Here is a 24,242-nt window from a genome sequence, read left to right as displayed (position 1 = left end):
TCGGCTATGATAGGCCCTTTGATTCAATCGGCCTACCCAGGCCGGACACGTGCATTCAAGGATCCTATGAGCAAGCCCACTGCCGACAACGCGCCCAACGCCGCTGCCAAAGGCGCCCCCGCTGTCCCTGCGAATTTCCTGCGGCCGATCATCCAGGCCGACCTGGACTCGGGCAAGCACAGCAGCATCGTCACCCGTTTCCCGCCGGAGCCCAATGGCTACCTGCACATCGGTCACGCCAAGTCGATCTGCGTCAACTTCGGCCTGGCCAAGGAATTCGGGGGCGTCTGCCACCTGCGTTTCGACGATACCAACCCGGCCAAGGAAGACCAGGAGTACATCGACGCCATCCAGAGCGATGTCAAGTGGCTGGGCTTCGACTGGGCCGGCGATGTGCGCTACGCCTCCGACTACTTTGACCAGCTGCACGACTGGGCGGTCGAGCTGATCAAGCGTGGCAAGGCCTACGTCTGCGACCTTACCCCCGAGCAAGCCAAGGAATACCGTGGCAACCTCAAGGAGCCGGGCAAGAACAGCCCGTTCCGCGAGCGCAGCGTTGACGAGAACCTCGACCTGTTCGCGCGCATGAAGGCCGGCGAGTTCAAGGATGGCGAGCGCGTGCTGCGGGCCAAGATCGACATGGCCTCGCCGAACATGAACCTGCGTGACCCGATCCTGTACCGTATCCGCCATGCCCACCACCACCAGACCGGTGACAAGTGGTGCATCTACCCGAACTACGACTTCACCCACGGCCAGTCGGACGCCATCGAGGGCATCACCCATTCGATCTGCACCCTGGAGTTCGAAGGCCATCGTCCGCTGTACGACTGGTTCCTCGACAACCTGCCGGTGCCGGCGCACCCGCGCCAGTACGAGTTCAGCCGCCTGAACCTGAACTACACCATCACGTCCAAGCGCAAGCTCAAGCAGCTGGTCGACGAAAAGCACGTCGAAGGCTGGGACGACCCACGCATGTCGACCCTGTCCGGCTTCCGTCGCCGTGGCTACACCCCGGCTTCGATCCGCAACTTCTGCGAAATGATCGGCACCAACCGTTCCGACGGCGTGGTCGACATGTCGATGCTCGAGTTCAGCATTCGTGACGACCTGGACCGCACCGCACCGCGCGCCATGTGCGTGCTGCGCCCGCTGAAGGTGGTCATAACCAACTATCCGGAAGGCCAGGTCGAGCAGCTCGAACTGCCGCGCCACCCGAAGGAAGACATGGGCGTGCGCGTGCTGCCGTTCTCCCGTGAACTGTACATCGACCGCGACGACTTCATGGAAGAGCCGCCGAAGGGCTACAAGCGCCTGGAACCGGCCGGTGAAGTGCGCCTGCGCGGCAGCTACGTGATCCGCGCCGACGAGGCGATCAAGGATGCCGACGGCAACATCGTCGAGCTGCGCTGCTCGTACGACCCGGACACCCTGGGCAAGAACCCGGAAGGCCGCAAGGTCAAGGGCGTGATCCACTGGGTACCGGCCGAGGGCAGCATCGAGTGCGAAGTGCGCCTGTACGACCGCCTGTTCCGCTCGCCGAACCCGGAAAAGACCGAGGAGGGCGGCAGCTTCCTGGACAACATCAACCCAGGCTCGCTGCAGGTGCTCAGCGGCTGCCGCGCCGAGCCGTCGCTGGCCCAGGCGCAGCCCGAGGACCGTTTCCAGTTCGAACGCGAAGGCTACTTCTGCGCCGACCTGAAGGACAGCCAGCCGGGCCGCCCGGTGTTCAACCGCACTGTCACCCTGCGTGACTCCTGGGGCAGCTGAGGAACCGCCGTGCTTACCATCTACAACACGCTGAGCAAAACGAAGGAAACCTTCAAGCCGCTGGATGGCAACAAGGTGCGCATGTACGTGTGCGGCATGACCGTGTACGACTACTGCCACCTGGGCCATGGCCGCAGCATGGTGGCCTTCGACCTGGTCACCCGCTGGCTGCGCAAGAGCGGCTACGAGCTGACCTACGTGCGCAACATCACCGACATCGATGACAAGATCATCAACCGGGCCAACGAGAACGGCGAAAGCTTCGATGCCCTGACCGCCCGCATGATCGACGCGATGCACGAAGACGAGCGCCGCCTGAACATCCTGCCGCCGGACCAGGAGCCGCGTGCCACCGACCATATCGCCGGCATGCACGCGATGATCCAGACCCTGATCGACAAGGGTTATGCCTATGCCCCGGGCAATGGTGACGTGTACTACCGCGTCGGCAAGTTCGTCGGCTACGGCAAGCTGTCGCGCAAGAAGATCGAAGACCTGCGCATCGGTGCCCGTATCGAGGTCGACGAAGCCAAGCAGGACCCGCTGGACTTCGTGCTGTGGAAGGGCGTCAAGCCGGGCGAGCCGAGCTGGGAGTCGCCATGGGGCCCGGGGCGTCCGGGCTGGCACATCGAGTGCTCGGTGATGTCCACCTGCTGCCTGGGTGAAAGCTTCGACATCCACGGCGGCGGTAGCGACCTGGAGTTCCCGCACCACGAGAACGAGATCGCCCAGAGCGAGGCGGCCACCGGCAAGCAGTACGCAAACGCCTGGATGCACTGCGGCATGATTCGTATCAATGGCGAGAAGATGTCCAAGTCGTTGAACAACTTCTTCACCATTCGCGACGTGCTCGAGAAGTATCACCCGGAAGTGGTGCGCTACCTGCTGGTGGCCAGCCACTACCGCAGCGCGATCAACTACTCGGAAGACAGCCTGCGCGACGCCAAGGGCGCGCTGGAGCGCTTCTACCACGCCCTGCGTGGCTTGCCACGGGTGGCGGCCAAGGGTGGCGAAGAGTTTGTCGAGCGCTTCAGCGTGGCCATGAACGACGACTTCGGCACCCCCGAAGCCTGCGCCGTGCTGTTCGACCTGGTGCGCGAGATCAACCGCCTGCGCGAAAGCGACGTGGAGGCTGCTGCCGGCCTGGCAGGTCGCCTGCGCGAGCTGGGTGACGTGCTGGGTGTGCTGCAGCTGGAAGCCGATGACTTCCTGCGTGCAGGGGCCGAAGGCAAGGTGGATGCCGCTGAGGTCGAGGGCTTGATCCAGGCGCGCCTGCAGGCGCGTGCGGACAAGAACTGGGCCGAGTCCGACCGCATTCGCGACCAGCTGACCGCCATGGGTGTGGTGCTGGAAGACGGCAAGGGTGGGACTACCTGGCGTCTGGCCGACTGATCGATGTCATTGGGGCTGCTGCGCAGCCCATCGCCGGCAAGCCAGCTCCCACAGGAACCGCGCAATACTGAAGAACTGCGCAGTCCCTGTGGGAGCTGGCTTGCCGGCGATGGGCCGCATAGCGGCCCCAGCTTCTATTTGGCTAGCCCGGCGAGCGGGCAGTGCAGTACCAGCCTCGCCCCACCCAGCTCGCTTTCCCCCACTTCCAGCCCGAACCCATGCAGGTCGACGATCGCCGCAACGATCGACAACCCCAGCCCGAACCCCGCATGGCGGTGGCCTTCATCGCTACGGTAGAAGCGCTTCAGCACTGCCGCACGTTCCTCTTCCGGAATACCCGGCCCGCTGTCCTCGATGGCCAGGTGCAGCCCTTTGTCGTCCTGCGTCGCCGCTATCCGCACCAGCCCACCCTCGGGCGTGAACTTGATGCCGTTGCCCACCAGGTTGGCCAGTGCCTCGAACAGCAGTTCGCGGTCACCATGCAATGCCGGCAGTTCGGCCGGCTGCTGCAGTTCCAGGCGGATGCCGCCATCTTCTGCCAACGGCAGGTAGAAGTCGTGCAGCTCGACCAGCAACTCGTGCGGGTCAAGCTGGACGAAACCGGCCCGCCGCTGGCGGTCTTCCAGTTCGCTGATGCGCAACAACCCGCGAAAACGCGCCATCAGGGTGTCGGTTTCGCTAATGGCCTGGTCCAGTGCCTCGGCCTGGGTGGAGTCAGCGTCACTTTGCTGGCGAATGCGGTACAGCTGGGCGCGCAGGCGCGTGAGCGGGGTGCGCAGGTCGTGGGCGATGTTGTCACACACGCCCTTGACCTCGTGCATCAGCCGCTCGATGCGGTCGAGCATGGCGTTGACGATGGCTGCCAGCATGTCCAGCTCGTCGCGCCGGGCCGACAGCGGCAGGCGGTGGGTAAGGTCACCGGCGACGATCAGTTCGGCCTGGGCCTGGATCGCGCGGATGCGCTTGAGTGGGCGGCGCCTCAGCAGGTACCAGCCGGCAAAGCCCGGGATCAGGGTCAGCGAGATCCCCCAAAGCAGGGCATGCAGGATGATCCGGGTGACCACGAACAGCGAGCCGTTGTCGCGCACCAGCACCAGCCAGCGGCCATCTTGCACCTTGATCGCCACCGCGTCGCAGCTGTCACGCGGCATGTGCGGGTCGTCGGCGTCCAGGCAGCGCTTGAGTTCGTGAACCTTGCCGTCCAGCCCCAGCTCTGGCGGGATGGCGCGAATGCGCCCGCCGATCGGGTTGAGTTGGTTGTCGAACAGGCCGTAGGCGTCGAAGCTGCGCTCCTCGAAGGCCTGGCTGGCGACCAGGGCGTCGTCCAGCTGTTTGCCGCTCATGTGCGCGAACAGGTGCTGGCGCTGCAGCATCGAATGGCGGGTGAGTTTGTTCAGGTAGCTGGACACCTCGAAGTACAGCACCCCCATGAGGATGCTGCTCCAGGCCACGAACAGAAAGCTGTACAGCGCCAGCAGGCGGCTGGTCGAGGAGCTCCAGCCCTTAGACGGGTTCAGCAATGGCATAGCCGGAGCCCCGTACCGTACGGATCAGCGGCGACTGGCCGGGCGAGTCGATTTTCTTGCGCAGGCGACCGATGTGTACGTCGATCAGGTTGGTGCCCGGGTCGAAGTGGTAGCCCCAGACTTCCTCGAAAATCATCATCCGGGTGATCACCTGGCCGCTATGGCGCATCAGGTACTCCAGCAGCTTGTATTCGGTGGGCAGCAGGTTGAGGGTCTGTTCGCCACGGCGGGCTTCGTGGCTGATCAGGTCCAGTTGCAGGTCGGCGACCTGAAGGCGGGTCTGGGTCATGGGTACGCTGTTGCGGCGCAGCAGCACTTCGACCCGCGCGGCCATCTCGTCGGAGGCGAACGGTTTGGTCAGGTAGTCGTCACCCCCGGCACGCAGGCCGCGCACCCGCTCGTCGACGTCGGAGAGGGCGCTGATCATCAGGATCGGCGTGGCAATCTTGAGGTTGCGCAGCGTGGTGACGATGGTCAGGCCATCGACCTCGGGCAGCATGCGGTCCAGGGTGATCAGGTCGTAGCCGCCGGCAATGGCCTTGGCCAGGCCTTCACGGCCATTGTCGGCCCAATCCACCTCAAGGCCGTGGCTGGTAAGTTCGGCGACGATTTCCTGGCCGGTGACGGCGTCGTCTTCGATAGTCAGTACGCGAGGCATGCTGGTTCCCGGGCATCTATTGGAGACTTGATTGTGCCAAAGAATAGCCAAACGGCGATTTAAGAAAAATTCATCTGGCGCGTTTTGCCTGCCCTGGCCCTATCGCCGGCAAGCCAGCTCCCACAGAGACCCCACAGGCCCCGAAGGCAGCGCAGTACCTGTGGGAGCTGGCTTGCCGGCGATAGGGCCCTGAGGGATACAAAGCAACCCTCTAGCGTGCGCCGATACCCTCGGCATGCATGATCTGCGCAATGATCGGCACCGGAGTCATCAGGTGCGAGCGCATCATGGCACTGGCGCGCTTGGCGTCCCGGGCCAGAATCACTTCCACCAGAGCCGCATGCTCCTGGCGCTTGAGCTCCAGGGCCTGTTCGGAAAACACCGTCTGGGTCAGCCACAGGTGCCGGTAGCGCTCGGCCTGGTCGAACAGGTAAGTGCGCGCCTGCAGCAGGTGCTTGGAGCCGCAGCCCGAGGCAATGGCCGTGTGGAATGCCTTGTGCCGTTCGTCCCACACATCCAGGCGCTGCTCGCGGGTCTTCACTTCCACCACCTTGGCCAGGGTATGCGAGTGGGCCAGTACCGACGCCTCCCAGGCGTCGTCGCCACGCTCGATGGCCAGGGTGATGATCATCGCCTCCAGGTTGGCGCGGGCATCGTAGATGTCGTTCATCTCGTCCAGCGACATGGGCGCCACACGGTAGCCCTTCTGGCTGATCGCGTTGACCAGGTGCTCGGCCACCAACTGCGACAGTGCTTCGCGCAGCGGGCCCACGCCCAGGTCGTAGCGCTCCTTCAGGGTGCTCATCAGCAGCTTTTCGCCGGGTTTGAACACGCCGCGGATGATGTCCTTCTTGAGCCTCTCATACCCGCTGAATGCTGAGTTTTGTCGGGGGGCGAGCGCTTCCAAGGTCCTGTTCCTCAAACGGTTTTGACGATCATACCGAAAGCGTTCGCCGGCGAAAAACAATGGACAAAAATACATTCTGTCTTTGAAAAATAAAAATGTAGACATTTTGCGTTTATGGCGATAATTTTAGCTCGCCCGCACTGATCCAGGTCATGCCCGGACGGCGCTACTCATTTTTTCTGCCAGGACACTGCCATGAACGCTTTTACGCAGATCGACGAACTTGTGATGCCACTGCCGCTCGAGCCGCGTGGTTACACCATCGCCCCTTCGAAACAGTCGCCGCGCCTGCTTGAGCTCACCTTTGCCCGCGAAACGGTCGAAGCGTTCGTCCAGGCTGTTGCCCAGTGGCCGGTGCAGGCGCTGGAGTACAAGTCGTTCCTGCGCTTCCGGGTTGGCGAGATCCTCGACGAGCTGTGCCAGGGCACCCTGCGGCCGGTGCTGCTCAATACCATCCTCAACCGCGCCAGCGGCGGCATGCTGATCACCCCGGTCGGCCTGGATGACGTGAGCCAGGCCGAGGACATGGTCAAGTTCACCACCGCCTGCGCACACCTGATCGGCCGCTCCAACTACGACGCCATGAGCGGCCAGTTCTATGCCCGCTTCGTGGTGGTCAACACCGACAACTCCGACAGCTACCTGCGCCAGCCGCACCGGGTCATGGAGCTGCACAACGACGGCACCTTCGTCAACCAGATCACCGACTACGTGCTGATGCTGAAGATTGACGAAAAGAACATGGAAGGCGGCAACTCGCTGCTGCTGCACCTGGACGACTGGGAGCAGTGCGACGAATTCTTCCGCCACCCGCTGGCCCGTCGCCAAATGCGCTGGACCGCACCGCCGAGCAAGAAGGTGTCCGAAGATGTGTTCCACTCGGTATTCGACACCGATGCCGAAGGCCGCCCGACCATGCGCTACATCGACCAGTTCGTGCAGCCGGAAAACTACGAGGAGGGCATCTGGCTGAACGCCTTGTCCGAATCGCTGGAAGGCAGCGAGAAGAAGCTTTCGGTACCGGTCGGTGTGGGTAGCTTCCTGCTGATCAACAACCTGTTCTGGCTGCATGGCCGCGACCGCTTCACGCCGCATGAAGGCCTGCGCCGCGAGCTGATGCGCCAGCGCGGTTACGTGGCCTTCCCCAAACCGCTGTACCAGCGCGGGCAATAATGACAGGGCGCGGGGCGGGCGCCCGCCCTCGCGTCTTTGCACAAAACGATGCCACCAGGGCCCGCGCGGGCCTTGGTGAGCCAGTCAGGCAATGCCTGCGTGTGAGGTAAGGCTGTGTACGATTTCATCATCATTGGCGGTGGCATTGTGGGCATGTCCACGGCCATGCACCTGATCAAGGTCTACCCGGATGCGAAGATTCTCCTGCTGGAGAAAGAGTCCGGCCCGGCCCGCCACCAGACCGGCCACAACAGCGGCGTGATCCACGCCGGCGTGTATTACACCCCCGGCAGCCTCAAGGCGCGCTTCTGCCTGGAAGGCAACAAGGCCACCAAGGCTTTCTGCACCCAGCACGGTATCCGCTTCGATGAATGCGGCAAGCTGCTGGTGGCTACCAACGACCTGGAAATGCAGCGCATGAAGGCGCTGTGGGAGCGCACCGCGGCCAATGGCCTGGAGCGCTACTGGCTGTCGGCGGCCGAACTGCGCGAGCGCGAGCCCAATATCGTTGGCATGGGCGGCATCTTCGTGCCCTCCAGCGGTATCGTCAATTACGCTGAAGTGACTGCGGCCATGGGCGCCGAGTTCCAGCGCGCCGGCGGTGAGATCCGCTATGGCGCCGAGGTGGTTGGCCTGCAGGAGCTGGCCAGCGAAGTGGTCGTGCGCACGCGTGGCGACCATCATGACGATGAGTTGCGCAGCCGTTTCCTGGTGACCTGCTCGGGCCTGATGGCCGACCGCGTGGTGAGCATGCTGGGCCTGCGGACCGAGTTCGTCATCTGCCCGTTCCGTGGCGAGTACTACCTGCTGCCCAAGCAGCACGACCAGATCGTCAACCACCTGATCTACCCGATTCCCGACCCGTCCATGCCGTTCCTGGGGGTGCACCTGACTCGCATGATCGACGGCACCGTGACCGTTGGCCCCAACGCCGTGCTGGCAATGAAGCGCGAGGGTTACCGCAAGCGTGATGTCAGCCCAGCCGACCTGTTCCAGACCCTGACCACCCCCGGCATCCTCAAGGTGCTGGCGAAGAACTTCCGCCCAGGCCTGATCGAGATGAAGAACTCGCTGTTCAAGGGTGGCTACCTCAAGCAGGTCCAGAAATACTGCCCGAGCATCACCAAGGCCGACCTCACGCCTTATCCGGCCGGCGTGCGTGCCCAGGCCGTATCGCGTGACGGCAAGCTGATCGACGACTTCCTGTTCGTCAACACCGCTCGCAGCGTCAACGTGTGCAACGCACCGTCGCCGGCCGCTACCTCCGCCATCCCGATCGGCGCCTACATCGTCGACAAGGTATGCGAGCAGGTTGGCCGCCAGGGCGGCAGTTTCCCCAAGGCCGACCTGGCGCCTCGTCAGCGGGCTGCCGGCTGACCTACCCGTAATACGCCCTGCGGTTTCGTTTTCCTCAACCCGTACTGCCCTACTCACCATCTGGGGCAGGGCGGGCTTTTTCGCGCCTGCGTCGGTGACGTGCAAGCCGGCGGCCCCAGCGTGGGCATGACAAAAACAACAAGGTAGCGCCATGCAAACCCACAAGAACAATTTGAGTCATGGATTGAAATCCCGGCATGTCACCATGCTGTCCATTGCCGGCGTGATCGGTGCCGGCCTGTTCGTCGGCTCCGGCCGTGCGATTGCCGAGGCAGGGCCCGCCACCATCCTGGCCTATATCCTGGCCGGCGCGCTGGTGGTGCTGGTGATGCGCATGCTGGCCGAAATGGCCGTTGCTTCACCGGACACCGGTTCGTTCTCTACCTATGCCGACCTCGCCATCGGCAAATGGGCCGGCTACACAATCGGCTGGCTGTATTGGTGGTTCTGGGTACTGATCATCCCCATCGAAGCCAATATCGCCGCCACCATCATCAATTCCTGGGTCCCGCAGCTGGAGATCTGGGTCTTGTCGTTGGTGATTACCCTGTTGCTGACCGCCACCAACCTGTTCAGCGTGAAGAACTACGGTGAGTTCGAGTTCTGGCTGGCGTTGGTCAAGGTGGTGGCCATTGTCGGCTTCATCGCGCTGGGGGTATGCGCCATCTTCGGCCTGCTGCCAGGCTCCGGTGTCAGCGGCGTGTCGCGCCTGTGGGACAGTGGCGGCTTCATGCCCAACGGTTTTGGTGCGGTGCTGAGCGCCATGCTGATTACCATGTTCTCGTTCCTCGGCGCCGAAGTGGTGACCATTGCCGCAGCCGAATCGGATGAAGCGGGCAAGCATATTTCCAAGGCCACCAACTCGGTGATCTGGCGGATCACGCTGTTCTATATCCTGTCGATCTTCATCGTCATCGCGCTGGTGCCGTGGACTGACCCGCGCCTGGCCACCGAAGGGTCCTATGTCACGGTGCTGGACACCCTGGGCGTGCCGAATGCCAAGGCCATCATCGACTTCGTGGTGCTGACGTCGGTGACCAGTTGCCTCAACTCGTCGCTGTATACCGCTTCGCGCATGGTCTACTCGCTGAGCCGCCGCGGTGATGCGCCGGCCTGTGCCCAGGTGACCAGCCGCAGCGGCACCCCTGTGGTGGCTGTGCTGCTGTCCACAGGCGCAGCTTTCCTGGCGGTGATTGCCAATTACCTGGTCCCGGCCAAGGTGTTCGGCTTCCTCATGGCAAGCTCCGGCGCCATTGCCCTGCTGGTGTATCTGGTGATCGCCGTTTCCCAGCTGCGCCTGCGTCAGCGCCTGACTGCACAGGGCAAGACGTTGGGCTACCGCATGTGGCTGTTCCCATGGCTGACCTGGGGCGTGATCCTGTTCATCAGCGGCGTGCTGGTACTGATGCTGTTCCGCCCGGATCACCGTCTGGAAGTAGTATCGACCATGGTGCTGGCGGTACTGGTGGTGTGTTCGGGCCTTCTGGTCACACGGCGCCGGGCGCGCGAGGCGGTGGTTGGCAGCGTAGGGCAGGGCGCTTGAGTCGCTCGGCCTGAAGACAGACGAGCAAGTCGCATCAGGCTGTGAGAGGATGTCCGCCATCACAGCCAGGACCCCGAACGCAGCCTGATGAAGACACCCAAAAGAATCGAACCCCTGATCGAAGACGGCCTGGTCGACGAAGTACTGCGGCCGTTGATGAGTGGCAAGGAAGCCGCCGTGTATGTGGTGCGCTGTGGCAGCCAGGTGCGCTGCGCCAAGGTTTATAAAGAAGCCAACAAGCGCAGTTTCCGCCAGGCTGCCGAGTACCAGGAGGGCCGCAAGGTTCGCAACAGCCGTCAGGCCCGGGCCATGGCCAAGGGCAGCAAGTACGGCCGCAAGGAAGCCGAAGACGCCTGGCAGAACGCCGAAGTGGCGGCGCTGTTCCGCCTGGCCGGCGCTGGTGTGAGGGTTCCCAGGCCCTACGATTTCCAGGACGGCGTGCTGTTGATGGAGCTGGTGACCGATGCCGACGGTGACGCGGCCCCGCGCCTGAACGACGTACACCTCGAAGCCGAGGAAGCCCGGGCGTACCATGCCTTTGTCATTCGCCAGATCGTGCTGATGCTGTGTGCCGGGCTGGTGCACGGCGACCTGTCGGAGTTCAACGTGCTGCTAGGCCCGGACGGGCCGGTGATCATCGACTTGCCGCAAGCGGTGGATGCAGCGGCCAACAACCATGCCTTCAGCATGCTGCAGCGCGATGTGGCCAACATGGCCCATTATTTCGGGCGCTTTGCGCCGGAGCTGAAAAGTACCCGGTATGCGCAGGAAATGTGGGCCTTGTACGAGGCGGGCGAACTGCGCCCGGACAGCCCACTGACGGGGTTGTTCGAGGATGACGAGCAGGCGGCTGACGTGGCCGGGGTGATGCGCGAGATCGATGCGGCCCGGCTGGATGATGCGCGCCGGCGCGCCGCGCGGGCCGAGGCTGAGCATGGGGCGGCCAGGGCAGAGGAGCCTGCGCCGCCCTGGCTTCAGTAAAATGTTGCCTTGAGGGCTGCACAGTTCTCTGTAGGAGCAGCCTTGTGCTGCGAAGAGGCCTGCAAGGTAACACATCACCTTCGGCTTTAATGGCCCCTTCGCAGCACAAGGCTGCTCCTACAGGACCTGCGCATGCCTTGAAGGCAAGGCCAGGGCTTGCCAGCGATAGGGCCATTGCAGGCTTGTTGCTGTTGACGCAAGACAATATCTCGTCATCTGGCCTTTTCACTGGCGCGCGACAGGCATAAGGTATACGCCGTTCAAATTCCCTGGAGCTGTCATGTCCAACCAATTCCCGTCCGTTCGTCCACGCCGCCTGCGCCAGAACGAGTCCCTGCGCACGATCTTCCAGGAAACCGAGTTCCGCCTTGAAGACCTGATCCTGCCGATCTTCGTCGAAGAGGGCATCGATGACTTCGTGCCGATCACCAGCATGCCGGGCGTCAACCGCATCCCCGAGAAGCTGCTGGCCCAGGAAATCGAGCGCTATGCCCGCGCTGGTATCAAGTCGGTGATGACCTTTGGCGTTTCGCACAACCTGGACGCCGTCGGCAGCGACACCTGGAACGAAAACGGCCTGGTCGCGCGCATGTCACGCATCTGCAAGGACACCGTGCCGGAAATGGTGGTGATGTCCGACACCTGCTTCTGCGAATACACCAGCCATGGCCACTGCGGCGTGCTGCACGACCACGGCGTGGACAACGACGCCACCCTGGCCAACCTGGGCAAGCAGGCGGTCATCGCCGCTGCTGCCGGTGCCGACTTCATTGCCCCGTCGGCGGCGATGGACGGCCAGGTCCAGGCCATCCGCAGCGCGCTGGATGGTGCCGGCTTCCACGACACCGCGATCATGGCCTATTCCACCAAGTTCGCCTCGTCGCTGTATGGCCCGTTCCGTGAAGCCGGTGGTACCGCGCTGAAGGGCGACCGCAAGAGCTACCAGATGAACCCGATGAACCGCCGCGAAGCCGTGCGCGAGTCGCTGCTCGACGAGCAGGAAGGCGCCGATGTACTGATGGTCAAGCCGGCCGGTGCCTACCTCGACGTGATCGCCGATATCCGTGCCGCCTCGCGCCTGCCGCTGGCGGCGTACCAGGTGAGCGGCGAGTACGCGATGATCAAGTTCGGTGGCCTGGCTGGCGCCATCGATGAAGGCCGGGTGGTGCGTGAAAGCATTGGCGCGATCAAGCGTGCCGGTGCCGACCTGATCCTCACCTACTTCGCCATGGACCTGGCCCGCGAAGGCATCTGACCGCGAGCCGTTGCCCATGCAAGCCGCTGCCATCGCAGCGGCTTTTCTTTACCTGCGCCGCAACCGGTGAGGAAAAACACAAAAAAACCGTAAGCGCTGAATTATTTAGTGTCCCGTTGTATCTCATCCCTTAGAGCATTCATCGACAGGGATACGGACATGAAACCTCGCAAGAAAAGCATCCAGCCAATCGGCCTGAAGGACATCACCATCGTCGACGACGGCAAGATGCGCAAGGCAATCACCGCGGCGGCACTGGGCAATGCCATGGAGTGGTTCGACTTCGGCGTCTACGGCTTCGTCGCCTACGCCCTGGGCAAGGTTTTCTTCCCCAATGCCGACCCAAGCGTGCAGATGATCGCGGCGTTGGCCACGTTCTCGGTGCCGTTTCTGATCAGGCCTCTGGGCGGGCTGTTCTTCGGTGCCTTGGGCGACCGGTTCGGGCGGCAGAAAATCCTCGCTGCGACCATCGTGATCATGTCGCTCAGCACCTTTGCCATCGGCCTGATACCGTCCTATGCCAGCATCGGTATCTGGGCGCCGATCCTGTTGCTGCTGGCCAAGATGGCCCAGGGCTTCTCGGTGGGGGGCGAGTACACCGGCGCGTCGATCTTCGTCGCCGAATATGCCCCGGACCGAAAACGGGGGTTTCTCGGCAGTTGGCTGGACTTCGGCTCGATTGCCGGGTTCGTGCTGGGTGCCGGTGTGGTGGTGTTGATCTCTACGGTGCTGGGTGAGGACAAGTTCCTCGAATGGGGTTGGCGCCTGCCGTTCTTCCTCGCCTTGCCGCTGGGCATCATCGGCCTGTACCTGCGCCATGCCCTGGAGGAAACGCCGGCTTTCCAGCAGCATGTCGACAAACTGGAGCAGGGCGACCGCGAAGGCCTGGCGTCCGGGCCCAAGGTGTCCTTCAAGGAGGTCGCCACCCAACACTGGCGCAGCCTGGTGACCTGTATCGGTGTGGTAATCGCCACCAACGTCACCTACTACATGCTGCTCACGTACATGCCCAGCTACCTGTCGCACAACCTGCACTACAGCGAAGACCATGGCGTGCTGATCATCATCGCGATCATGGTCGGCATGCTGTTCGTGCAGCCGATGATCGGGCTGCTCAGCGACAAGTTCGGCCGCCGACCGTTCATCATCGTCGGCAGCGTCGGCCTGTTCGCGCTGGCTATTCCGGCATTCATGCTCATCAACAGCGGCGTACTGGGGGTGATCTTTGCCGGGCTGCTGATCATTGCCGTGCTGCTGAACTTCTTCATCGGCGTGATGGCCTCGACGCTACCGGCAATGTTCCCCACGCATATCCGCTACAGCGCCCTCGCCAGCGCCTTCAACATCTCGGTGCTGATCGCCGGCCTCACCCCGACCATCGCCGCCTGGCTGGTGGAGAGTACTGGCAACCTGTACATGCCGGCCTATTACCTGATGGTGATCGCCGCCGTGGGGCTGGTCACCGGCCTGACCATGAAGGAAACCGCCAACAAGCCGCTGCGCGGCGCGGCACCGGCAGCATCGGATATCGAGGAAGCGCGTGAGCTGCTGCAGGAGCACCACGACAACATCGAACAAAGGATAGAGGACATCGATGCGCAGATTGCCGAACTGGAGGCCAAGCGCAAGTTGCTGGTGCAGCAGCACCCGCGCATCGAGTGATCAGTGTGGCATGTAGCCACGCTGCCATGTTCGTGGAATGAACCGCGAGACCAGGGCCAGCACGCAGGCCAGCGAGCAGCTGCCGGCTAGCGCCTGCAGGCCCAGGTGGTGCTGCAGCCAGGCACCCAGCGCGGCGCCCAGCAGCATGCCGGCCCAAGGCACCAGTTGCACCCGCCAGCCATTGCGCCGCTCGCCCAGCAGCCAGCGCCCCAGCCCACGACCGAAGCGTGACAGGGCGCCGGTGACGTAGGTCAGGCCGATGGGCAGGCCGTTCACCTGTTCGACCACGGCGTTGATCATGCCCATGGCCAGTGTGGCGGCGAGCAGCGCGGGCAAGGTCGCTGCCAAGGGCCATGCGGCTGCAAAGCCCAGCAGGGCGGCGACCACCAGCAGCACCGGCCAGGCCCGACGACGGAACGCGCGCGCCAGCAGCACGCCCAGGGCGTTGCCGATGACGAAGCTCAGCACTGCAGCACTCAGGCGCAGCACCAGGGCCAGGTCCGCATCGCTGATGGCGACGGCCAGACGCGTGGTGTTGCCACTCATGAATGACACGAAGTCGCCCAGCGCCAGCAGGCCGATGGCATCGGTCATGCCGGCCAGTACGGACAGGCCGGCGACCAGGCCGAGGCCGACACGACCACGCAGAATCTGCAGGCGCAGCCGCTTGGCAGTGCGCGCGGGGAGGGTGTTGGGCAGCATCCTCGGGAACTCAGCGAGGCATTTCGCGGGCCAGGGTGCTCTTGATCGTGCGCTCCACCACATCGACCAGCACCATTGTCTGGTGGTCCACTTCGATGTTGAGCAGTTCGCCGGCCTTGTAGCTGGGGAAGGTGGTCTGGCGCAGGGTTTCCGGGATCAGGTTGATGGTGATCACGTTGTCCTCGGCATCGGCTACGGTCAGGCTGCAGCCGTTGACCCCGATGAAGCCGCGCGGGAACACGTACTTGCCCCATTCCGCTGGCATGCGGAACTTGATGAAGGCGCCGGTTTCCTTGATCGACAGCTCGACGATTTCGGCGGTGGTGGCGATGTGGCCGGCCATCAGGTGGCCGCCGACTTCGGCGTTCATCTTCGCCGAGCGTTCGATGTTGACGCCCTGGCCGGCCTTGAAGTTGCGCAGGTTGGTGCGCTCGAGGGTGGCGGTCATGGCGTCGAACCTGACCTGGGTGCCGTTGATTTCGGTGACCGACAGGCAGGTGCCTTCGACACTGACGCTGGCGCCGATCTTCAGCTCGTCGAGCAATTCCGGGGTGAGGTCTATGGTGAACTGGTTGTGGCCCGGGTAGGTGGTCACATCAAGCAGAGGGCGGACGGCCTGGACGATGCCGGTGTACATGGAGTTGCTCCTGGGCACGGAAAAGAAAACTTCCGAACGCTATGCCCGTGGAGCGGTAAAAGCAAGCCAGCCATTGGTCAGGATACTGGAAACCCACAGGAGTCGCGTGGCTGCCGTTCAGAGCTTCACCGGCGAAGGCAATGGGGCAAATCCAACTCAGACATGCCCACTGCTGTTGACGATCCGCAGGCACAGCGCCTCATACGGGTCCAGGTTCACCATCAGCCGCCCATCCTCGGTCAAATCCCCTTCGACCGTTTCATTGATCATGTCCACCACCGGCCCCGGCGTGAACCCGGTCAGTTGCAGCTCCTCGGCAATCACTTCCTGGCCAAAGTTCAGCGCAGTGATCTGGATGCCACGCCCGGCCGGCAGCTCATGCACCATCACCAGCAAGCCGGGGCTGCTGACTTCGGGCACCAGCACCTGGCGGCTGGTGGCAATGCCATAGGCCTGGCGCACCGCCAGCAGCTTCTTCACCTTGCAGGCAAACGAATCGCCGTTCTCCAGCTGGCTGTCCAGGCTGCCATACAGCGCCCGGGCTCGGGGCATGCCACGCACAGACGTCTGGGCCTGCGGCTCCAGCCCGGCCAGGTCGTAGCCGCCGCGGTGAATCCAGCGGGTATCGCCATCCAGCATCCGCTGGGCGACCGCTTCGGCTGGCAAGGGCAGGGCGCCTACCAGGTCCCAGCCGGACAGCGCCACCACACCCGGCTGCATGGCGTTGTACATGACCAGCAGCAGGTGCACCTTCTGGATCAGCTCGATTTCTGCCACCCCGATCTGCCCAAGGTCGCGGATACCCAGCGCGGCAGCGATCAGGCTGGCCGTGGTACAGGCTATGCCATTGGTGACGAAGCGCAGGTTGTATGGTGCATGCTCGCCCGACAGCCGTTCGTAGATCTCTTCGCGGATGTGCTCGCGCAGGATGCCGCCGGGCAAGGTCTGGCCTTTGTACAGGTACATGTCGTGGGCATGCAGGGTCCAGAAATGCACCAGCTCCACGGTCAGCTCGTCGTGGTTCTGCAAGGCATGGATCAGCGAGGCCGGGTCGATGCCGAAAGCATGCATCTCCTTGAGCATCAGGCGCAGGAACTCGGTGTCGCCAGTCAGCAGCGCATGCTGGTAGGCCGGCCGGGTAATGAAATCGTAGGACAGGTCGGCACCGCCCCTGGACATCTGCGCGATGTCGTCGAGGGTCAGGTTCAGTTCCTGGAAGCTGAAACCGCCGGCCTTGCGGATCATGCCGCCGATCAGTTGGTTGCCGACGATCGACAGCGGGTGGCTTTCCGACCAGGCAGTGCCGCTGGCGCGGGTCTCCACACCGAGAAAACCGTTGGCATCCAGGCGCAGGCCACGTGCACCCAGGCAGTCCAGGGCGTGCAGGGCATCGCCAATGATCATCTGCTGGGCGGCGAAGGTCGGGTCCAGCCAGTTCAGCGATGGCTGGCCTTCCTTGAAGTAGTGCAGGTACACCCAGCGCCGGGTCTTGCCATCTACACCGGTCACCGGCGGCGTGGCGCTCCAGTCGGTTTCCTTCACACCTGGTTCGAAGAAGATAACCCGTTGCAGCTGGCCGACGATGTAATGGCGGGCCTTGAGCTCGTCGCACTGGGCCGGCAGCAGGTTGACCGCGTCGCGCCCGGCAGGCACTTCGGGCAGCAGCGGCCAGTCTTCCTCGCGGATTTCGACCATGTGGTACAGCCCCGGATAGGGACCGTAGGCCAGCTCGGCCAGGCGAAAGTCGGCGCCCTTGCCCGTGTGCGAGGGGATCAGGTCGTCGATGGTCACGGCGTTGTGCGCGGCGGCCATGCGGCTCATCTGGATCAGCTCCTGCTCGCTGCCGTACAGCGGATCGATGTCGAAACTGATGCGGTCGAAGTTGCCGTCCACGCTGGGGGTGAGTTCACGGCCACGAATGCCGCCGGATAACTTGATCGGGCCGGTGTGCAGGCCCTGAATGCCGATCTCCGACAAACGCTTCCACAGCGCCTCGTGGCCCAAGGCGCCAAGCACCGAACAACCTTCGGGGGCGATGATGGCATCGGGGTAGACGGTCAGCCAGACCGAAGCGATTTCAGTGGCGCGGCGGGGCTGCGCTTCGGCGTAGGGCTGTTGCCACAGGCGCGACTGGCCCGAGTACAGGTGGGTGCGTTGCTGGGAGGCCTTGAGCATGGCGCGGTCTTCGAGCCATTTGACGTATGACGGGTCGGGTTGGGTCATTTCGCGTCCTCTTTGCGTGTCGGCAGCGGCTCAGGTTATGACGGCTGTGGCGGCTGATCGTTCGGCTTGAGATTGCTTTTGGCTGTTTCGCGGGCGCGCCCGCTCCCGCCGGATCTCTACACACTTCGAGAACTGTGCAATACCTGTGGGAGCGGGCATGCCCGCGAAGAAACTGCCACTGATCAAGGTTTGCGAATACGCAACTACCGTATGGGCCTGCTGATTTGTTTGCCAGCCTGAGAGGCGACCTCCAGTGCTTGGCCGTCCCGTTGCTTGCCTTGCCGAGCCAGGCCTTCGAGCTGCGGAATCAGCATGCCCTCCGGCAAATGGCGCCAGAACCGCCCGGGCATGTGCAAGCGCAAGGCGTCGGGGTTGAGGCGGGCGGGGTTGAAGGTATGACGATAGTAGGTGCGCCATAATTCGGCACCAGGGTCTTCGGCGTTGCGGGCCCATTGGCGCCAGGGTTCGGGGCACTGTCGCTGGTAGTCGAATGCCTGGCCATCGAAGCGTATGCCGTCGTGGGCCGTGGCAATCATCCAGCGCAAACGCCCCAGGCGGTCGGCGAAATGCCCACTGGCGCTTTCGAGAATGTCATGCGCCGGCTCGTGATAGGCCACCAGGTCGAGTTGCAGCTGTTCAGCCAATACTTCGGGTAGTGGTACGAAGCGTACAAACGCATGCAGGTGGTGTGCTTCGCGATTGACCTGCTTGATCCGTCTATGCAGCTCACTGCCCAATCGGTCACCCGGCAGCATTGCAGTGCGGTCGCCATGGGCCACCCGCCACAGTACCTCGTAAAGCAGGTTCCAGCGGTGCTCGCCACGGTAGCGGGCCGCCTGTTCCAGCTGGCCGAGCAGCGCCGCAGGCACTTTGGCGCGAAAGGGACCGGAGCCTTCCGGCAGCGCTGTCGGTACGGCCAGCAAATCAGCCACCGGCCCTTGCGCCCAGGTGACCTCCGACGGGTCGATGCCATGCCCCAACAACACCCGGGCCTGGTCACGCCAGGTGGCGAACAGGCCGTCGCAATCGAGCGCGATCATCCCCACAAACCCATCTGCACCGGGGCCTGCGGCTCACGCAAGCGCGCCCTCAGCAGGCCGCTGCGCAGTTCGGCCTGGGGCGGGCGGTAGTCGCTGGTGACAATGAATGGCCGCGCCTTGTCCAGCACGCAGCGCAACTGGATCAGGTCATCGTACCGAATGCGCCGTTCGCGTCGCAGGGCTACCAGGCGCTGCACGCTGCGCAGGCCGATGCCGGGGATGCGCGCCAGTAGCGCCGGCTCGGCACGGTTCACATCCAGCGGGAACACGTCGCGGTTGGCCAGCGCCCAGGCCAGCTTGGGGTCGATGTCCAGTGCCAGGTTGCCGCTCTGGCCCAGCAGCTCGCCGGCCTTGTAGCCATAGCCACGCAACAGGAAGTCAGCCTGGTACAGACGGTGCTCGCGCAGCAGCGGTGGTGCGGCCAGGGGGACGCTGCCGGGGCTGTCAGGGATGGGGCTGAAGGCGGAGTAGTACACACGCTTGAGGCCGTAGCCTTGGTACAGCGATTCGGCATTGCGCAGCAGTGTGCTGTCGTCGGTGCTGTCGGCCCCGACGATCACCTGGGTGCTTTGCCCGGCCGGGGTAAAGCGCGGCGCCTTGGGTTCGTGGGCCACAGCTTGCTGGCCCTGGTGGATCACGCCCATGGCCTGGCGAATCGTGTGCGCCTGTTTTTCCGGTGCCAGGCGTTTCAGGCTGGCGTCGGTCGGCAGCTCGATGTTGACGCTGAGCCGGTCTGCCAGGCGCCCTGCCTCCTCGATCAGCAACGGGTCGGCATCGGGGATGGTCTTGAGGTGGATGTAGCCACGGAAGTCGTGCTCTTCGCGCAACAGCCGCGCCACACGGACCAGCTGCTCCATGGTGTAGTCCGCCGAACGGATGATGCCGGAGCTGAGGAACAGGCCGCTTATGCAGTTGCGCCGGTAGAAGTCCAGGGTCAGCCGGACCACTTCCTCGGGGCTGAAGCGTGCGCGTGGCACGTTGCTGGATCGGCGGTTGACGCAGTACTGGCAGTCGTAGAGGCAAAAGTTGGTCAGCAGCACCTTGAGCAGCGATACGCAGCGCCCATCAGGGGTGTAGCTGTGACAGATGCCCATGCCATTGGTAGCACCCAGCCCATCAGCCCCGCGCGAGTTGCGTTTGGGCGCGCCGCTGCTGGCGCAGGATGCGTCGTACTTGGCAGCATCGGCAAGGATGCCGAGTTTGGCGATGAGTTGCATGGGTCTGACCTGTGATACTGAATATTCATACAGTATTTTGAGACGTGACGGATTGCAAGTGATTGTGCACTAGCCACGCCCGACCAAATCCGTCATCTAAGCTTGTGGCTGACTTACGGATAGCAACGAGGCAAGGGGGAGGTTATGAGGATCACCATCAAGCCGGTACTGGCGCTGACCGGGCTGGCCTTGGCATTCGGCATGCTCGATGCCCAGGCCGCGGAAACCAGAAGGGTCGATGTCATGCTGGTGGGCGGCGGCATCATGAGTTCAACCCTGGCCGTCTGGCTCAATGAGCTGGAGCCGGGTTGGTCGATGGAAATGGTCGAGCGCCTGGACAAGGTCGCCGAAGAAAGCTCCAACGGCTGGAACAACGCTGGTACCGGCCACTCGGCCCTGGCCGAACTGAACTACACCCCGGAGAAGGACGGCAAGGTCGATATCAGCAAGGCGGTGGAGATCAACGAGTCGTTCCAGGTCACCCGTCAGTTCCTCGCCTGGCAGGTCAAGCAGGGCGTGCTGAAGAACCCGCATTCCTTCATCAATACTACCCCGCACATGAGCTTCGTCTGGGGCGACGACAACATTCGCTTCCTGAAGAAGCGCTACGAGGCGCTGCAGGCCAGTCCGTTGTTCAAGCCCATGCAGTACTCCGAGGACCACGAGCAGATCCGCAAGTGGGTACCGTTGATGATGGAGGGCCGCGACCCCAACCAGAAACTGGCCGTGACCTGGACCCCGATCGGCACCGACGTCAACTTTGGCGAGATCACCCGGCAATACGTGGGCTATCTGCAGACCCGGCCGAACTTCGACCTCAAGCTGTCGACCGAAGTGCAGGCGATCACCCGCAACGACGACGGCTCCTGGCATGTCGAATACAAGAACCTCAAGGACGGCAGCAATGCGGCCACCGACGCCAGGTTACTGTTCATCGGCGCAGGTGGTGCAGCGCTGCCACTGCTGCAGAAGTCGGGTATCGAGGAGGCCAAGGACTATGCCGGTTTCCCGGTCGGTGGTTCGTTCCTGGTCACCGACAACCCGGCCATCGCCCAGCGTCACATGGCCAAGGCCTACGGTATCGCCGCCACCGGCGCACCACCGATGTCGGTGCCGCACCTGGACACCCGTGTGCTCGATGGCAAGCGCATGATCCTGTTCGGGCCGTTCGCCACCTTCTCGACCAAGTTCCTCAAGCAGGGCTCGCTGCTTGACCTGTTCGCCAGCGCCAGTGTGCACAATGCCTGGCCGATGGTAAGGGTTGGGGTGCGCGAGTTCGACCTGGTGCAGTACCTGATCGGCCAGGTGCTGCAATCTGACGATGACCGTTTCGAAGCGTTGCGCACCTACTTCCCCGAGGCGAAGAAGGAGGACTGGCGGCTGTGGCAGGCGGGCCAGCGGGTGCAGATCATCAAGAAGGACGAAGCATTGGGTGGTGTGCTCAAGCTCGGCACTGAAGTGGTGACGTCCAATGATGGCAGCATTGCAGGATTGCTGGGTGCTTCGCCTGGCGCCTCGACCGCGCCGCCGATCATGCTCGATGTGCTGAGCAAGGTGTTCAAGGACAAGATGGCATCGCCGCAGTGGCAGGCGAAGATCAGGCAGATCATCCCGTCCTACGGCATCCGCCTTAACGACCACCCGGACCAGGTGCAGAAGGAGTGGGCATACACCAACGAGGTGTTGCAACTGAATCCTCCCGAGGGCGCCGTTACGCCGTAGCAAAGTACCATGCGGCGACCACCTCGATGCCTGCTTCGCACAGGCGCCGTGCAATGTGGTCGCCGATGAAGCCGGCCACGCCGGTAATCAGTACGGGCATGCTGGCTGCACCTGGCCGCGACCGATGCCGTAGTAAGTCAGGCCGGCGGCGGCCATGTGCTCGGGTTCGAACAGGTTGCGCCCGTCGAACACCACCCGGTCGGCCAGTTGTTGCGGCACCTTGTCCAGGTTGAGCACGCGGTATTCCTGCCATTCGGTGATGATCACCAGGGCATCGGCGCCGCGCAGCGCGTCGTCCTTGCGCGGTACCAGTTGCAGGTCGGCGCGGGCGCCATAGTGCCGCTGGATTTCCTCCATGGCCTGCGGGTCATGGGCCTGCACCCGCGCGCCGGCGGCCCACAGCGCTTCCAGCAAGACTCGGCTGGAGGCCTCGCGAATGTCGTTGGTATTGGGCTTGAACGACAACCCCCACACGGCGAAGACCTTGCCTCGCAGGCCGCGTGGGTAGTGGCGTTGGATCTTGCCGAACAGCCGGTTCTTTTGCTGCTCGTTGACCGATTCCACCGCACGCAGCAACTGTGGTTCGAAGCCCTCGGCCTCGGCGCTGCGGCGCAGGGCTTGCAGGTCCTTGGGGAAGCATGAGCCGCCAAAGCCGCAGCCGGCATAGATGAAGTCGTAGCCGATGCGCGGGTCCGAGCCGATGCCGCGGCGCACCAGTTCGATGTCGGCGCCCAGATGCTCGGCCAGGTTGGCGATTTCGTTGATGAACGAGATCTTGGTCGCCAGCATGCAGTTGGCCGCGTACTTGGTCAGCTCGGCGCTGCGCGCGTCCATCACCATCAGTTTTTCGCGGTTGCGGCTGAACGGCAGGTACAGCTCGCGCAGCAGCTCTACTTCGGCGGGTTCCGCGCCACCGATGATGATGCGCTCCGGGCGCATGCAGTCATCGACCGCCGAGCCCTCCTTGAGGAACTCGGGGTTGCTGACGACGCGCAAGCGGCTGGTATCGGCCACGGCCTGGGCGATGCGCGCCTTGATGCGGTGCACCGTACCAACCGGTGCGGTGGATTTGTTGACGATCAACTTGGGGCCATCGGCATGTTCGAGGATGCTGTCGACCACGGCGAACACGTGCTTCAGGTCGGCGCTGCCATCGGCCTGAGGCGGGGTGCCGACGGCAATGAACTGCACCTTTGCGTAGTTGGCCGCTTCGCTGGCGTCGGTGGTGAAGCGAAGGCGACCGCACGCCAGGTTCTTCTCCAGCATCGGCGCAAGGCCGGGCTCGAAGATCGGGCAATGGCCTGCATTGAGGCTGGCGACCCGCTCGGCGTCGACATCCATGCACAACACCGAATGGCCCACCTGGGCCAGGCACACTGCCTGGGTGAGGCCGACATAGCCGGTACCGAAAACCGTGACCTTCATCTGACAGCTCCTTGGCGAGAAAGCTGAAAAAAAATGTCACATCGTTGTTTAGAAATTGTTACTCGCGCAGGCGGCTGCCTCTTGGGCGACGTTCCACAGCTGTTGGCGAAACCAGCGGCGCAAGGGGTCGGCGTGGGTGCGTTCGTGCCAGATCTGCATCACCTCGATCGCTGGCAATGTCAGCGGCAGCGGGTACATGAGCAGGTCGTCGTCACGTTCGACGGCTTCGGTGGCCAGTGAGCGCAGGCAGGTGAGCAGCAGATCGGTGCCGCGCAGCAGGCGCATGGGAGCCAGGAAACTCGACAGGCCAGCCACGACCCGCCGTTGCATGCCCTGGCTGCGCAAGGCGCGGTCGACCAGGCCATCGAGGTCGCCGGTGAGGGTGGTAAGCAGGTGGTCGCTGGCAAGGAAGGTATCGAGGTCCAGGCCGTTTTCCAGGCCTGGATGGCTGCGCGAGGCCAGCACTACCAAGGGTTCACTGAGCAGGCGCTGTTGGTGGAAGGTTTCCGGCAGGTCGGTGTAGAACCCGGCAACGGCCAGGTCACAGGTGCCTTTCTCCAGTTCTTCGCGAGGCAGCAGACCGCGGGTGTTGCAGGTGACCAGCGTCAGGTTCGGTGCCTGGCTACGCAGGATCGGCAGCAGCCTGGGCAACAGGGTCTGCTCCACATAATCGGTGCTGTACAGGTGCAGTCGGGCAGGGCGGGCGAGGAAGTCCTGCCCTTCGCAGCGCTCATAAAAACCTTCCAGGCCCACGACCAGGCGTTCTACCTCAGGCGCCAGTTCGTGGGCGCGTGGCGTCGGGGTCAGGCCCCTGGGCGCGCGCACGAACAGCGGGTCGCCAAACTGATGGCGCAGCTTGTTGAGTTTGTGGCTTAGGGCCGGCTGGCTCAGCGCCATGCGCTGGGCGGCGAAGGTGGCGTTGCGTTCCTGGTACAGCACATGGAACAGGTACAGCAGGTTGAAGTCCTTGCTGGAGATATTCATTTTCTGGATCACAGGCATGAGAGCTTTCGAATTATCGAATCATAGCCT

At 63.4% G+C, this 24,242-nt stretch carries 19 protein-coding genes and 1 pseudogene; 9 read left to right on the top strand and 11 right to left on the bottom strand.

Translation table 11 applies throughout. From position 1 onward, the window contains the following. The first annotated feature begins 66 nt into the window (after positions 1 to 66). Positions 67 to 1,770 carry a glutamine--tRNA ligase/YqeY domain fusion protein gene (locus tag GYA95_RS11200; RefSeq protein ID WP_015270632.1) on the top strand — a complete coding sequence of 568 codons (1,704 nt, stop codon included), beginning with the start codon at positions 67 to 69 and terminating at the stop codon, positions 1,768 to 1,770. A 9-nt stretch (positions 1,771 to 1,779) separates the two neighbouring features. Further along, positions 1,780 to 3,162 carry a cysteine--tRNA ligase gene (gene cysS, locus GYA95_RS11195; protein WP_013972907.1) on the top strand — a complete coding sequence of 461 codons (1,383 nt, stop codon included), beginning with the start codon at positions 1,780 to 1,782 and terminating at the stop codon, positions 3,160 to 3,162. Positions 3,163 to 3,296: 134 nt separating this feature from the next. Here the strand turns inward: cysS and GYA95_RS11190 are convergent, their stop codons facing one another. The 3 genes from GYA95_RS11190 to csiR form a co-directional block, all read right to left on the bottom strand. Further along, positions 3,297 to 4,688, bottom strand: a complete 1,392-nt coding sequence (locus GYA95_RS11190) for a sensor histidine kinase (RefSeq protein WP_015270631.1) — start codon at positions 4,686 to 4,688, stop codon at positions 3,297 to 3,299. After that, entirely contained in the window at positions 4,666 to 5,346 is a 681-nt protein-coding gene (locus tag GYA95_RS11185) for a response regulator transcription factor (RefSeq protein WP_013972905.1), read from the bottom strand. The genes GYA95_RS11190 and GYA95_RS11185 overlap by 23 nt, the downstream gene beginning before the upstream one ends. Positions 5,347 to 5,557: 211 nt before the next feature. Continuing rightward, complete coding sequence (gene csiR / locus GYA95_RS11180) at positions 5,558 to 6,253, bottom strand: DNA-binding transcriptional regulator CsiR (RefSeq protein WP_015270630.1); 696 nt, start codon at positions 6,251 to 6,253, stop codon at positions 5,558 to 5,560. Between the two features lie 195 nt (positions 6,254 to 6,448). Here csiR and glaH point away from each other — a divergent pair, with 195 nt between their 5' ends. The 6 genes from glaH (at position 6,449) to proP (ending at position 14,244) form a co-directional block, all read left to right on the top strand. Beyond that, complete coding sequence (glaH, locus tag GYA95_RS11175; protein ID WP_015270629.1) at positions 6,449 to 7,426, top strand: glutarate dioxygenase GlaH; 978 nt, start codon at positions 6,449 to 6,451, stop codon at positions 7,424 to 7,426. Between the two features lie 114 nt (positions 7,427 to 7,540). After that, a complete protein-coding gene (lhgO, locus tag GYA95_RS11170) occupies positions 7,541 to 8,803 on the top strand; it encodes an L-2-hydroxyglutarate oxidase (protein ID WP_161551394.1) in 1,263 nt (420 codons plus the stop codon). 151 nt (positions 8,804 to 8,954) lie between these two features. Then, positions 8,955 to 10,346, top strand: coding sequence for a GABA permease (gene gabP, locus GYA95_RS11165; protein ID WP_023661037.1), 1,392 nt, complete (start codon positions 8,955 to 8,957; stop codon positions 10,344 to 10,346). 87 nt (positions 10,347 to 10,433) lie between these two features. Next, on the top strand, positions 10,434 to 11,327 hold the full coding sequence (locus tag GYA95_RS11160; RefSeq protein ID WP_015270627.1) for a PA4780 family RIO1-like protein kinase: 894 nt from the start codon (positions 10,434 to 10,436) through the stop codon (positions 11,325 to 11,327). 280 nt (positions 11,328 to 11,607) lie between these two features. Next, positions 11,608 to 12,582, top strand: coding sequence for a porphobilinogen synthase (gene hemB, locus GYA95_RS11155; RefSeq protein WP_013972900.1), 975 nt, complete (start codon positions 11,608 to 11,610; stop codon positions 12,580 to 12,582). Between the two features lie 159 nt (positions 12,583 to 12,741). Then, positions 12,742 to 14,244, top strand: coding sequence for a glycine betaine/L-proline transporter ProP (proP, locus tag GYA95_RS11150; RefSeq protein ID WP_015270626.1), 1,503 nt, complete (start codon positions 12,742 to 12,744; stop codon positions 14,242 to 14,244). Here the strand turns inward: proP and GYA95_RS11145 are convergent, their stop codons facing one another. From GYA95_RS11145 to GYA95_RS11125, 5 genes are all read right to left on the bottom strand, one after another. After that, positions 14,245 to 14,946: a YoaK family protein gene (locus GYA95_RS11145; RefSeq protein ID WP_013972898.1), complete on the bottom strand. Its 702-nt coding sequence runs from the start codon at positions 14,944 to 14,946 to the stop codon at positions 14,245 to 14,247. Positions 14,947 to 14,956: 10 nt separating this feature from the next. Beyond that, positions 14,957 to 15,583 carry a riboflavin synthase gene (locus GYA95_RS11140; RefSeq protein WP_015270625.1) on the bottom strand — a complete coding sequence of 209 codons (627 nt, stop codon included), beginning with the start codon at positions 15,581 to 15,583 and terminating at the stop codon, positions 14,957 to 14,959. Positions 15,584 to 15,739: 156 nt separating this feature from the next. Next, entirely contained in the window at positions 15,740 to 17,806 is a 2,067-nt protein-coding gene (gene treS / locus GYA95_RS11135) for a maltose alpha-D-glucosyltransferase (protein ID WP_015270624.1), read from the bottom strand. Positions 17,807 to 18,009: 203 nt separating this feature from the next. Further along, positions 18,010 to 18,852 carry a TIGR03915 family putative DNA repair protein gene (locus GYA95_RS11130; protein ID WP_043935670.1) on the bottom strand — a complete coding sequence of 281 codons (843 nt, stop codon included), beginning with the start codon at positions 18,850 to 18,852 and terminating at the stop codon, positions 18,010 to 18,012. Beyond that, positions 18,843 to 20,063, bottom strand: coding sequence for a putative DNA modification/repair radical SAM protein (locus tag GYA95_RS11125; protein WP_013972894.1), 1,221 nt, complete (start codon positions 20,061 to 20,063; stop codon positions 18,843 to 18,845). The genes GYA95_RS11130 and GYA95_RS11125 overlap by 10 nt, the downstream gene beginning before the upstream one ends. A gap of 144 nt (positions 20,064 to 20,207) precedes the next feature. Between GYA95_RS11125 and mqo the strand changes: the two genes are divergently transcribed. Further along, positions 20,208 to 21,785 carry a malate dehydrogenase (quinone) gene (gene mqo / locus GYA95_RS11120; RefSeq protein ID WP_161551393.1) on the top strand — a complete coding sequence of 526 codons (1,578 nt, stop codon included), beginning with the start codon at positions 20,208 to 20,210 and terminating at the stop codon, positions 21,783 to 21,785. A gap of 16 nt (positions 21,786 to 21,801) precedes the next feature. Here mqo and GYA95_RS11115 read toward each other — a convergent pair. From GYA95_RS11115 to GYA95_RS11105, 3 genes and pseudogenes are all read right to left on the bottom strand, one after another. Beyond that, positions 21,802 to 21,885: pseudogene (locus tag GYA95_RS11115) on the bottom strand (NAD-dependent epimerase/dehydratase family protein); the annotation flags it as partial. After that, positions 21,873 to 23,210: a UDP-glucose dehydrogenase family protein gene (locus GYA95_RS11110; RefSeq protein WP_161551392.1), complete on the bottom strand. Its 1,338-nt coding sequence runs from the start codon at positions 23,208 to 23,210 to the stop codon at positions 21,873 to 21,875. The pseudogene GYA95_RS11115 and the gene GYA95_RS11110, both read right to left, overlap by 13 nt. A gap of 48 nt (positions 23,211 to 23,258) precedes the next feature. Beyond that, positions 23,259 to 24,194 (bottom strand): LysR family transcriptional regulator, encoded by a 936-nt coding sequence (locus GYA95_RS11105; protein ID WP_043936190.1) that lies wholly within the window; start codon positions 24,192 to 24,194, stop codon positions 23,259 to 23,261. Positions 24,195 to 24,242: the final 48 nt, after the last annotated feature.

This window comes from Pseudomonas asiatica (assembly GCF_009932335.1).
Classification (GTDB): domain Bacteria; phylum Pseudomonadota; class Gammaproteobacteria; order Pseudomonadales; family Pseudomonadaceae; genus Aquipseudomonas; species Aquipseudomonas asiatica.
The sequence above is the reverse complement of the archived record's forward strand: the minus strand, read 5'-3'. Positions and strand labels throughout refer to the sequence as shown.

Bases quoted from the DNA above. Each gene is read 5' to 3' on its own strand.
- GYA95_RS11200 (WP_015270632.1), top strand. From the start codon at position 67: ATGAGCAAGCCCACTGCCGACAACGCGCCCAACGCCGCTGCCAAAGGC.
- GYA95_RS11190 (WP_015270631.1), bottom strand. From the start codon at position 4,688: ATGCCATTGCTGAACCCGTCTAAGGGCTGGAGCTCCTCGACCAGCCGC.
- GYA95_RS11185 (WP_013972905.1), bottom strand. From the start codon at position 5,346: ATGCCTCGCGTACTGACTATCGAAGACGACGCCGTCACCGGCCAGGAA.
- glaH (WP_015270629.1), top strand. From the start codon at position 6,449: ATGAACGCTTTTACGCAGATCGACGAACTTGTGATGCCACTGCCGCTC.
- gabP (WP_023661037.1), top strand. From the start codon at position 8,955: ATGCAAACCCACAAGAACAATTTGAGTCATGGATTGAAATCCCGGCAT.
- GYA95_RS11160 (WP_015270627.1), top strand. From the start codon at position 10,434: ATGAAGACACCCAAAAGAATCGAACCCCTGATCGAAGACGGCCTGGTC.
- hemB (WP_013972900.1), top strand. From the start codon at position 11,608: ATGTCCAACCAATTCCCGTCCGTTCGTCCACGCCGCCTGCGCCAGAAC.
- proP (WP_015270626.1), top strand. From the start codon at position 12,742: ATGAAACCTCGCAAGAAAAGCATCCAGCCAATCGGCCTGAAGGACATC.
- GYA95_RS11145 (WP_013972898.1), bottom strand. From the start codon at position 14,946: ATGCTGCCCAACACCCTCCCCGCGCGCACTGCCAAGCGGCTGCGCCTG.
- GYA95_RS11140 (WP_015270625.1), bottom strand. From the start codon at position 15,583: ATGTACACCGGCATCGTCCAGGCCGTCCGCCCTCTGCTTGATGTGACC.
- treS (WP_015270624.1), bottom strand. From the start codon at position 17,806: ATGACCCAACCCGACCCGTCATACGTCAAATGGCTCGAAGACCGCGCC.
- GYA95_RS11125 (WP_013972894.1), bottom strand. From the start codon at position 20,063: ATGCAACTCATCGCCAAACTCGGCATCCTTGCCGATGCTGCCAAGTAC.
- mqo (WP_161551393.1), top strand. From the start codon at position 20,208: ATGAGGATCACCATCAAGCCGGTACTGGCGCTGACCGGGCTGGCCTTG.
- GYA95_RS11110 (WP_161551392.1), bottom strand. From the start codon at position 23,210: ATGAAGGTCACGGTTTTCGGTACCGGCTATGTCGGCCTCACCCAGGCA.
- GYA95_RS11105 (WP_043936190.1), bottom strand. From the start codon at position 24,194: ATGAATATCTCCAGCAAGGACTTCAACCTGCTGTACCTGTTCCATGTG.